This is a genomic window from Flagellimonas alvinocaridis (assembly GCF_965248585.1).
In the GTDB taxonomy this organism is placed as follows: Bacteria; Bacteroidota; Bacteroidia; order Flavobacteriales; family Flavobacteriaceae; genus Flagellimonas; species Flagellimonas alvinocaridis.
Genome location: NZ_OZ252111.1, coordinates 911,443 through 922,593, shown reverse-complemented (window position 1 = coordinate 922,593; position 11,151 = coordinate 911,443). Strand labels below are relative to the sequence as shown.

General features: G+C 35.7%; 10 protein-coding genes. 3 read left to right on the top strand and 7 right to left on the bottom strand.

The genetic code is table 11. The features are described from left to right. Positions 1 to 216 precede the first annotated feature (216 nt). The 3 genes from ACP14V_RS04155 to ACP14V_RS04145 all read left to right on the top strand — a co-directional run bounded on the left by ACP14V_RS04155 (position 217) and on the right by ACP14V_RS04145 (position 2,885). Complete coding sequence (locus tag ACP14V_RS04155; protein WP_272609459.1) at positions 217 to 729, top strand: hypothetical protein; 513 nt, start codon at positions 217 to 219, stop codon at positions 727 to 729. A 130-nt stretch (positions 730 to 859) separates the two neighbouring features. Next, positions 860 to 1,444: a DUF4062 domain-containing protein gene (locus tag ACP14V_RS04150; protein ID WP_272609458.1), complete on the top strand. Its 585-nt coding sequence runs from the start codon at positions 860 to 862 to the stop codon at positions 1,442 to 1,444. After that, positions 1,434 to 2,885 carry an ATP-binding protein gene (locus ACP14V_RS04145; RefSeq protein WP_272609457.1) on the top strand — a complete coding sequence of 484 codons (1,452 nt, stop codon included), beginning with the start codon at positions 1,434 to 1,436 and terminating at the stop codon, positions 2,883 to 2,885. Before ACP14V_RS04150 ends, ACP14V_RS04145 begins: the two co-directional genes overlap by 11 nt. 229 nt (positions 2,886 to 3,114) lie before the next feature. Here ACP14V_RS04145 and ACP14V_RS04140 read toward each other — a convergent pair whose 3' ends face one another. The 7 genes from ACP14V_RS04140 to ACP14V_RS04110 all read right to left on the bottom strand — a co-directional run bounded on the left by ACP14V_RS04140 (position 3,115) and on the right by ACP14V_RS04110 (position 10,975). After that, complete coding sequence (locus ACP14V_RS04140) at positions 3,115 to 4,020, bottom strand: hypothetical protein (RefSeq protein ID WP_272609456.1); 906 nt, start codon at positions 4,018 to 4,020, stop codon at positions 3,115 to 3,117. A gap of 11 nt (positions 4,021 to 4,031) precedes the next feature. Further along, entirely contained in the window at positions 4,032 to 4,808 is a 777-nt protein-coding gene (locus tag ACP14V_RS04135; RefSeq protein WP_272609455.1) for a trypsin-like serine peptidase, read from the bottom strand. A gap of 156 nt (positions 4,809 to 4,964) precedes the next feature. After that, positions 4,965 to 5,579, bottom strand: a complete 615-nt coding sequence (locus ACP14V_RS04130) for a response regulator (RefSeq protein ID WP_272609454.1) — start codon at positions 5,577 to 5,579, stop codon at positions 4,965 to 4,967. Then, the gene (locus tag ACP14V_RS04125; RefSeq protein ID WP_272609453.1) at positions 5,576 to 7,354 is read right to left on the bottom strand and encodes a sensor histidine kinase; all 1,779 of its coding nucleotides are present in this window, start codon (positions 7,352 to 7,354) and stop codon (positions 5,576 to 5,578) included. Before ACP14V_RS04125 ends, ACP14V_RS04130 begins: the two co-directional genes overlap by 4 nt. Further along, complete coding sequence (locus ACP14V_RS04120; protein WP_272609452.1) at positions 7,338 to 7,931, bottom strand: hypothetical protein; 594 nt, start codon at positions 7,929 to 7,931, stop codon at positions 7,338 to 7,340. The genes ACP14V_RS04125 and ACP14V_RS04120 overlap by 17 nt, the downstream gene beginning before the upstream one ends. Positions 7,932 to 8,425: 494 nt before the next feature. Continuing rightward, a complete protein-coding gene (locus ACP14V_RS04115) occupies positions 8,426 to 9,679 on the bottom strand; it encodes a mechanosensitive ion channel family protein (RefSeq protein WP_272609451.1) in 1,254 nt (417 codons plus the stop codon). A 99-nt stretch (positions 9,680 to 9,778) separates the two neighbouring features. Continuing rightward, the gene (locus ACP14V_RS04110; protein WP_272609450.1) at positions 9,779 to 10,975 is read right to left on the bottom strand and encodes an AGE family epimerase/isomerase; all 1,197 of its coding nucleotides are present in this window, start codon (positions 10,973 to 10,975) and stop codon (positions 9,779 to 9,781) included. Positions 10,976 to 11,151: the final 176 nt, after the last annotated feature.

Genomic DNA, 11,151 nt, shown 5'->3' with positions numbered 1-11,151 from the left:
TACGCTTTGCGCTTTTCCTAACCTCCAATATTAATCCAAAACCATTTAAATAATATTAGGTATTTTGTTGAGTTTTCTGGTAACTTCCAGTAAGGTTTGATTAAGGAGTGATTTCCTTCTCCAAAATCTCACTCTTTTTGAACTGGTGGGTTGATACTATTCCACTTAAAAATCATAAATTCACATATCGCGATTCGCGAATTGCAAATCAAAAACATGAAAAAGCATAGTGGTATGCGACCTCATGATGTGGTCATTCTACTTAAGATTATAGCTAAAGGGGATAAACCGTGGTTCAATAAAGATTTGGCCAATGAGTTGCATATTAGCCAAAGTGAGGTCAGCGAGTCTTTGAATCGAAGCAGAATTGCAGGGCTTGTTTCCGAAGATAAAAAGCAAGTTTTTAAATTGGCCTTGCTTGATTTTTTGACTCACGGTCTTCGCTACGTATACCCCGAACAACCTTCATCTTTCGTTCGAGGGGTGCCTACCTCCCATAGTGCTCCTCCGCTCAATGAAGTTATCCAGAGTGAGCAAGATTACGTTTGGCCCTATGCTTTTGGCACAAATCGTGGATTTGCCATAGAGCCGCTGCATCCTAATGTTCCCAAAGCTTGCTTGGAAGATGCTAAACTTCATGAATTATTGGCATTGGCCGATGCTTTGCGATTAGGAAAGGCCAGAGAACTGAATTTGGCTATACAAGAATTGGAAAAGCAATTAAAGTAACAAATTATTCAATTAAATCGGATGAGATTAATGACCTTAAAATCCAAATTATGTTCCGACTCCTATTTCTTGGCTCGTAAATGCTCGGCCCTTACGGACAAAGGAAGAGAGCTACACAAAACTGATATTTATGGCTAAAACCAAACAAAAAATAAAGGTCATGGTAGCCTCAACTGTTTATGGTTTTGAAGACCAATTGGCGGCTATTGTGGCTCAATTAAATACCTTGGGATATGATGTTATAAACTCGCATTATGGAACTGTAAAAGTTAATCCGAATCTTTCCAATTTAGAAAATTGCCTAAAAGCAGTTGAAGAGTGTGATTTTTTTATCGGCATAATTAGACCATACTATGGAACAGGGAACATAGGAGAAAAGAATATAACCTTTGAGGAAATAAAAAAAGCTATTGAACTTAATAAGCCTTATTGGTTTTTGGTTCATCGCGATGTGGTTTTTGGACGACTACTGTTGAATAAAATTGAATGCAAGGATGGTAAAGGGTTTAAAATTAAAAAGAACAGATTTTTTGACGAACGCTCTATTGATGTTTACAATTACATAATTAAAGATGGTACTCCTGTTCCATTAAGAAATGGCAATTGGGCACAAGAGTTTTATAGACTAGACGAAGTCATGACCTATATTCAAGCACAATTTGGTGATTTAGGATTTATTGAAAGCTTAATAAATGATAAAGACGATGAGCAATAGTTTTATTATTAAAAATTTACTCACAAAAGATGAAGGCAATCGTTTAGACTTTAAATCTAAAGTTTCAAAAACATCTATTGCAAAAATTGTTACCAGTTTTATTAATACTGAAGGAGGAGATATTGTGATTGGTGTAAATGAGAAAAAGGAAATAGTTGGTGTCGAAAATGCTGAAAGTAAAGTTGCTTCATTACAAAAATTATTATTTGAACAAATAAGGCCTGAAGCTCCCATTTCTTTTCAAATAATAAATTACAAGAACAAAGATTTAATTCTTATCAGTACATGGGAAGGCGGAAAAAAACCGTATCAGTTTAAAAACACGATTTATATTAGGGAACAAAGTCGTACTAAAGTTTCGGATGCCAATACTTTAAAAAGTTTAATAACTGAACGAAAGAATACGGATTTTCATTGGGAACGAAGAACAATTCTTGGGGCAGAGCTAGAAGATTTATCTCAACGGGAAATTGATAAGACAATATCATCTTATAAGGAAAAGTATCCAAATTCCAATTATGAGGATAATGAGGATTTTTTAATTCAACGTGGTCTTATTAGGAATGCAAGTATTACTAACGCTTGTGCGTTATTGTTTGCAAATAATCCGGTAAAGTTTATTCCTCAATCACCAATAAGAATTACTGTATTTCCAGGAACTAAAATTGGAGATAAGTTTTTAGGTGATAGGCTGTTTGAAGGAAATCTTTTTGAAAATATAATTGACTGTCTTGAGTATTTGGATTTAGTATATGGTAAAACAATAGAAGTCAGAGGAAATTTAAGAACTGAAAAATACAATTATCCTGAGCTAGCTATTCGTGAAGCTGTTATGAATGCTATTGTTCATAGAGATTATAATTCTGTTAATAGTTTTATTCAAATAGATATATTCTCTGATAGAACAGAATTTACAAATTATGGTAAGCTTCCAGAAGGTATTACAATTAAAGATTTAAAGAAAGAACATAACTCTATTCTTAGAAATCCAGATGTTGCGCAAATTTGCTTTATTAGGAAATATATAGAAATGCTAGGTAGTGGTACTTTAAGAATGATTAATGATTGTAAAAGAAATGGTTTTAAAACACCAGAATGGAAAGAAGACGACAATGTTTTCAGAGTAATTTTTAAAGGTGTAAATCATAGAAACCCAAATGAGGGAGTAAATGAGGGAGTAAATGAGGGAGTAAAATATATTGTTTTTGAAAATGTAAATGAGGGAGTAAATAAATCTCTAAATGAAGTACTCGAAGTCATTAGAAATAATCCCGAACTTAAATCTAACGAGATAGCCAGTCTAATTGGTAAAGGAGTATCAACAACAGAAAGATATCTTAAAATTTTAAAAGACGAAAAATTAATTGTATTTCTAGGTTCACCTAGAACTGGAGGCTATATTTTGACTACTTCTTTGGATAAGAATCAAAATAATGATTAAATACAAAAAGCCTTCAAAAATGCCAGTGATAAATATTAGATACTCCTCACATTAATCAATGACAAAAACTCATCGATATTTTTTCAGATAATACGAGGTAATCATTGTACCCTTCGAGAAGAAGAAAATGATGAACTTGCAGACAAATTGAAGTTTAAAAGGGCTTTGATACCGTTATAAAACTCGGTTTATTAGAGAACAAACCGAGTTTTAAGGATTTAAATAACCATCACTTCTTATTACTTACAGTGCCTGTTGGACTGGAAGCTTGTTCAGCAGTTTTGTCGGTATCTTCCGAGTCCTTACTTTCAGGTAAAAAATAATTCACAACGGTTTTAGCATCATCTTTATACTCATTGTAAAGCGCTAGAACTTTTTCTGCTTCAATTTTTGTTGGATTAGATTCTATAATTTTAAGCTTAACACCAGCTAAAAGATGACCAGCAGGTATTGTAAATAATCCTGTGCGATATTTATGCTTATCATTTTTATCACTGCCATTCGTTATACCAAAATCCACTCCAGTTATTTTTATAGGATCAATTTTCACTTCTTCGGCAGGTTCAATTTTAACATTGCCTCCCGTTGTTTCTTGTTTTACTTTTAAGAAATATGGGGTTATTTCTATTGAATAATCTAATGTTGATTTTCCACTTTTTGTACGAGCCTTACTTAAGCTTAATTCTAAGCTATTTACATAGTAATAAGCCAAAGGATATTCCTTTTTAGGCTGTACAGCCTTCAATTCTATGGAAAGTAATGTTGTGTCGCTATTCTTTACGATACCAGTTCTTTTAAAATGAATATTTGGTAAATCTTTCTCATAAAACTCTTTATAAGAATTGCTTGCTTCGTACTCTCCTACAAAACTTTTAGCTCTTTTGTCTAAGTATTTTTCAATAGAAGTAAATACTGCATCTATAGCTATTGGCGCCAACGTCCCAAAAAAGCCGGCGGCCTGTTTATTACTTAATTGCAAACTGTCGAATTTGATATTTTTTTGGGATTTAAGTATTAAGGAGTATCTACTCTGCTTAACTTTTGCTGAACTTCCAGACTTATCGAAAACTTTGTCTTGAGCACTAAGGTTAAAAAACATTGTGAGTGTAATTAGATTAAAAAATAATTTTTTCATTTCTCTATATGTTAAGTTGTTGATTGTAATATTCTACTTTTATTTATCCATTTGTCCCATACTTCGATAACCTCATTATTAACTTTTATGGCTGAGTTAGGACAACCACCCTCTGTATGAACGCCTACTACCTCAAATTTTTTATTATTCTCTATAAAAACAGGGCTCCCGCTACTGCCTTTATTAGTATCTAGCATATAGTGCAAACGTTTGGTGTTTGTCAATTCCTTTACCTTTCCTCCGTTATAAAATTGAACCGAGGATTTATCTTTTGGATAACCAGAGTTTATAACTGTCATCACTGTTTTTAAGTTGGTGTAGGCAAAAAATCCTTTTATTTGATTATAAAGTGTGTCTGTTTTCAGAAAAATAGCACCATGGTCATAATCATCTAATGCATTGTAATACCAAAACTCTGTCGTTTCAAAGTTTTCTGATATTTCAAAAGAAAATGGTCTCTCGCCTTTGAGGGCACCAGGTATTACCTTGACTGAATTCACCCATCCCATTTCATGACTAAATAAACAATGACCGGCGGTGATGACACATCTTGGCGAAATAAAAAAGCCGCTACCTCTGAATAAATACCCATTAAAATCAAGATGCAATTCACATATATACTTAAAAGGCTTTTCCAGGTGCTTAGAAGGTTGCCTATCATCATTATCACAAACATTTTGTTTTTCTATTTTTAAGTCATCGATATGAGGAATTTCTTCATTTTCATCAAAATTTGATTTTTTAAATGTTGTGATTGATTTAAATCGATGAGCAACCAAAGGATTCATTATTCTTACTTTTAAATTGAAGCAAATATTTAATAATATTGTCTACGTAAACATCCCCATTCCTAGGTATTTTTGACATAAATCCTTTATTTGCAAACCATTATGCATAAAAAAAGGAGCAAAAGCTCCTTGCTGATTAGAAAAATTGAGTTACACTTAAAACTCATACTTCTTCTCCACCGCATATCGTAACAACTCCCCCGCTCCACTCAATCTCAGTTTGCGTATCATGTTTTTGCGGTGTGTATCCACCGTACTCTTGCCAATAAAAAGTTCATCCGCTATTTGATGTGAGGTTCGGCCTTTGGCTATCAGTTGTAAAATCTCCCGCTCACGAGAGGAGAGTATACTTTTCGAGCTATTTTTTTCTGTTTGGGGCTGATTGATTTTTTTATCATAATAGGTCTTGCCACTGGCCACTACGCGAATGGCTTCAAGTACTACGTCTAGACTGCTGTTCTTTAAAATATACCCATGGGCTCCGGCATCCAGCATTTGTTGCACGGCTTCTTCTTGATCAAACATGGTAAAGGCAATGACTTTGGTATAGGGTAATTCTTTAAGGATAATCTTCGTCGCTTCTATACCATCCAGTTTCGGCATGCGAATATCACACAACACCACTTTGGGTTGTTTAAGTCGAACCAACTGCAGTAACTCTTCGCCATTGTTGGCATGTCCGATTACCGATATATCATCCTCATATCTCACATATGATCGAATCCCATCAATCAGGGCTTGGTGGTCTTCAGCTATGGCTACGGTAATCATACGGGTATATCGATTAGTATTGAAGTGCCCTTTCCAAGGACGCTATCCACGGTAAAGTTACCTTCTAAATGTTCCACACGTTTTTCAATATTGGTCAATCCCATACCAGACTTTTCCTTGATTACTTGCGAACGATTAAAGCCTTTGCCGTTGTCCTCCACAATAATGTTCAGGTTGTCCTCATGTTGGGTCAATTGAATATTCACTTTGGAGGCTTCCGCATGTTTTATGGCATTGGCCACCAGCTCTTGTACCATTCTAAAAATGGAAAGCTCCAAGGAATTTTCCAAGCGGTCTCCCATACCGAAATCTTCAACAGATACTTGCAGGGTATTGGATTCGGAGATTGACTTTGCCATTTTTTTGATGGCAGGGAGTAAACCTTGGTCACTCATTACCCCAGAATTCTTACTATGGGCCATTCTCCTGATTTTTTGATAGGCCTCTTCCAGCAATTTTTGGGCGTTTTGCAATGCAGGATCCTTTGCACCGGTCCCTGCCTTGTCAAAATGTAATTTAATCGTTGCCATGAGACTTCCTAAGTCATCGTGCAGTTCTCCAGCTACTTTTTGGCGTTCTTTTTCCTGTCCAGAAATCATTGCATCAATACTGACCAATTCTTGTTCCTTGAAAAGATTCTCAACCCGTTGTTGTTTAAGCAATGCTTCTTGTTCGGCAAGTTGACGCTTTTTGATTGTGTTTTTTTGAAGAAGGATGGCTATTCCAGCACCCAAGAACAAGGCTAGGCTTGCAGCAATAAGCCAATTGCGATTGGCCAATCGCCTTTTTTCAATCTCCAAATTGTCTGCTCTAAGTTTTTCGTTGTCATACTTTTCCTGAATATCTGAAATAGTAGCATTTTGTTGAGCCAGATTTATAATATCCTTAATAGAATCATATTTATGAAGATAGGTATAGGCATTTTTAAAATCGGCTAAATAGTAATAGGTAAGGTTCATATTACCATATAGAATTTTTTTGGTTTTGTCTTTATATTTTTTGACTTCTAAGGTTTCAGCTTTTTTATAATATTTCAATGCATCGTAGTATTTTCGAGATCTACGAAAACTATTACCTATATTATTTAATAAATCATGCTTGAGATTTGAAAAATCTTGTTGAACACCTTCATAATTCAGTCGATTTAAAGCTTGGAAATAATAGTATTGAGCAGAATCTTGATTTTTAATCCTACCGGAAAACACCACACCTACATTCATTAAGTTCGTACTGGCCATTTTAGAATCGCCAATGCTATCAAATAATTTATAAGCGACCTTAAAATGATTCAGAGGTACTGTATAGTTTTTATTTAAAAAAGTTGTTCTTCCTTTGTAATTGTATCCTTGTGCAAGTAGTGCGACATTCTTTGTACTATTGGCATACTCCCAAAACTCATTGAAATATGTAGAATCGGCAGAGAGGTTATTTTGGCTGTCAAGAAGACTACTAATTTCTAAATTCATTTTGGCTACTTCATACATCTTTTTATCCTTTAGGAATTCTTTTTTCGCCAATTTATAATAATGAAATGCAGAATCTTCTTTATTTAGATTTTCAAAGGCAGAGCCTATTAAAAACTGATGCTCCCCTGTTAGCTGAATCTTATTATACTTAGCAACCAACTGATAGTCTCGAACAATTTGATTGTATAATCCATGATCATCTAGTTTTTGAAAATATGGCAGGAGAGTGTCATTTTGAGCGAAACAAATAGTTCCACTTAAAATCAATAATAAAAATGACGTTCTTGTTTTTCTATTGGTTGCCCCCAATTACGTCTCCATTTTGTTCTTTGGGTTCCTCATCTTTAAACTTACAGACACCTTCAATATCACATCCTATCCAGATATAGTCACTTAAATGTTGTACGCAATTTTTAAAATAAGGTAGTAAACAGGAAGGGTTGTCGTCATGTATGACATATACGATTAATTTCCCATCCCTACGTAATTTTGTTGTATCCAACGGTTTTCCTTTTATTCTTTCAAATGGAATTTTACAGCGTAGATATCCCCTTATGGGCAACGTATCTGTAGGAAACCCATGATTTCCACCTAAATTGATAAAAACTGCACTATAGTTCTTGCTAGAAATGTTCACTATGTAGTCCCTATTCATTCTCAGATTATTATTGGTCAGAGGTATTTTTAAGTTGAGTGTCATTTCCTTTAAGTCAAAGTAATTATTTGCCTTATCGCTACCGTCAGGTCGATGTCTCTCATCCCCTGGGTCAGGACTTTTCTGATTGGGACTACCTACAATAATGAGTTCTTCCTTTATTTGATTAGTTCTTTGACAAGAAAATGTTAACGACACAGTCAATATAAGCAGAAGTTTTACAGCTTTCATTTTTTGATTTTTTGTTGTATCAAATTTTAGCACTTAGTAAAAGATAAACAATCCCCATTCCTAGGGATTTTTACCAAAACCAAGAAGAAAAGTGATTGGATAAAACTATGAGGCTCTGTAAATTAGAAATTTAACCTCTAAAACCATTGTAGATTTTCCTTAAAAAAACTGGGGTTTTCCCGCAAAAGCAGAGTGATTTCAGAGATAAGTCACCTATTCGGTGAGCATAAAATTTTGAATAGCTGAAAAGCCCTTATTTACTGGGGTTTTAAGTGATAGGTTCTGGTCCCTCCGGCTCCACCAAAACACCATCAAAACAAAACATAAAACCTGTAAATCAGTAATTTACAGGTTTTATTTTTTTAATCTCTAGCAACAGCATTAATAAAGTTGTCGCTATTCAGGTTCAAACATGGTTCTATTCCATAACAACTCATTAAGGATATAATTTGTATGACCACAAAAATCAAGCGTAAGAATCAGCTACAACCTTATCAAGAAAGTTTGGTCTGCTCCTTACTAAAACTGGTGGGCCATTCAAATACCTCCAACCCGAAAAAGGGAAGGGCTGCCAATAGATGATCAAAGATATCGGCCATGATATATTCATAGTTTTCCCAACGCTTATCCGAACTAAACACATAGATTTCCAACGGAATGCCATGGGGCTCAGGCTGTAGTTGGCGAACCATCAAGGTCATTCCTTTGTGCACTGCCGGATGTTGCTCCAAATATTCCTGTATATATTTTCTGTATACCCCAAAATTAGTCAGATTTCTACCATTTATCGCCAGGGACTTATCAACTTCATGAGACTCGTTATGGGCTTTAATTTTATCCATGCGGTCAATGAGATAGGGTCTAACACGCTCAATCTTCTTAAGCTCATCAACATCTAGATCGGTTAAAAAACGTATGCTTTTTTGGCTTATGAGTATGGGACGCTTTATTCTTCTCCCCCCTGATTCCTGCATACCTCTCCAATTTTTAAATGAATCGGAAATAAGTGCATAGGTAGGAATGGTTGTTATGGTCTTGTCAAAATTCTGCACTTTCACGGTAGCAAGACTAATTTCCACAACATCCCCGTCGGCCCCGTATTTATCAAAAGTGATCCAATCCCCAATACGTACCATATCGTTGATACTTACCTGTATGCTCGCCACCAGCCCCAATATGGAGTCTTTGAATATCAACAATATAATGGCCGAGGCCGCACCCAGTGCTGTAAAAAACTTCCAAATTGTAGTTTCTGTAAGAATGGCAAAAATGGCAAGACCGCCCAAAACCCATGCAAAAATCATGAAAACCTGAATGTAACTATCCAAAGGCTTGTCCCTGTATCGTGCTTTACTTCGAAGATAGTCTTTGGTGCTCCTCAAAATATTCTTGGCAATAAGCAACATGGAGATTACAAACAGGGTCTGTAGCAGTTTTATGGAAATACCACGTGCCCATTCAAAGTCCAAAAAAACAACAGGCACAACCTCAAAAAGAAACAGCAAAGGAAAAATACGGGCCACATGTCTGGGGACCCTATGGGAAACCAAATAGTTATCAAAATTTGTGGCGGATTTACGTGCCAACCGAACGGATAAAAGTCGCAACAGTTTCCATATGATAAAGTCTAAAAGACCCGCTATGATTAGGCTAACCAATAAAAGCAGCAACAAATTCAAATATGATGCAACATTTTCGGCAAGCCCGATCTCCAATAATCGGTCGTATAAAATTCGTTTGTAATCCATTCCGTGAAAGATGATAAATCAAGTGTGCCAAAAATAATCCAAACCAAGCCCAAGACAAAATATTGACCGATTACACAATTGATTAATTTACCGATATGACTATTGAACCGCACGGTTTGTTTCCAATTTGACCATTAACTCCCACAAATACAATACCCCTCTTGGTACATGGAAACAGCCTTTCCATTTGCCTCCCTTCATGTGATGCGTAATTTTACCCTCCCGTGACAGATAGCCAAACCATTCCCCATGATCTTCATCCACAAAATGACCCCATGTATAACTATGTAGTTTCACCAACCATTCCCAGCATCGGATATCGCCTGTGAAATAAAACCCTTTTGCACATGCTATCATGGCTTCAATATGGGGCCACCAAAGCTTATTGCTCCATTCAAGTTGCTCAGGAGGATTACCTTTGAGGTCCATAAAATAAAACAGCCCCCCATATTCCGAATCCCAACCGTATTCCAAGGTAGATATAACAGCATCCATGCACTTTTGGATGAGTTCCTTATCATTTTGCCGCTCAGCAATGTCCATTAAAAACCATAGGGTTTCCAAACCATGCCCCGGATTAATAAGCCTACCTTGAAAGGTATCACTGAAACCGCCATCCATATCAACATTCTCTAAGATCAACCCATGTTCTGGCTTATAAAATTGGGACAAAATCTTTCCCTTAACACTATTGAGTTGTTCGTCCACCACCTTGGCGTCCAAAATATGATCGAGTTCCATTACCAAATTACTCAGGATCATGGGCAAGCTTAGACTTTGCAGGTCCCTGGTACCTGGATATGTCTTTTCATATTTTCCTTTTGGATTATCCTGTGCATCAAGGATATTATAAAAAGCTTCGGTAGCTATTGCATTATATTCCGCTTTGCCGGTGATTTTCCCAAGCTGACCAAAAGCCATGGACGCAAAACAATCTGAAAAGATGTTATATGGCTGTACCAAGGGACTCCCCTTTTTATCCAAGGAAAAGTACCATCGTCCGGATTCACTTCTGCCGTATTTCTGTAAGAAATCAGCACCATGGATTGCTATGTTAAGCCATTTTGAATTTGATTCAACCTCACTGTAAAGCTTGGCGAACATCCATACTTGCCTACATTGGAGCCAAACAAACTTATCTGTATCATATACACTCCCATCGGCTCCCAAACAGGTAAAGAACCCTCCATTTTCATTATCTATGGAATGTTTTTCCCAAAAAGGCAGAACATGTCTCAATAAATTTTCTCTGTAAATTTCCTTGTACTTTCCAAAATCTTCTTTTCCTATGGCCAAAACGAATTACTTTTAGTTTCCCTTCTTCTTTGGGTTCAATAACCGCAATAAACAATATTAATTTTTTAATATTAATTATCCAATAATTATTAATTTATTTTATTAATTAGATTGAACATAATAAAACCAGTTTCGCACCTTCGCTTAAGGCATTACCCCTTAATGCTTTAGAAACA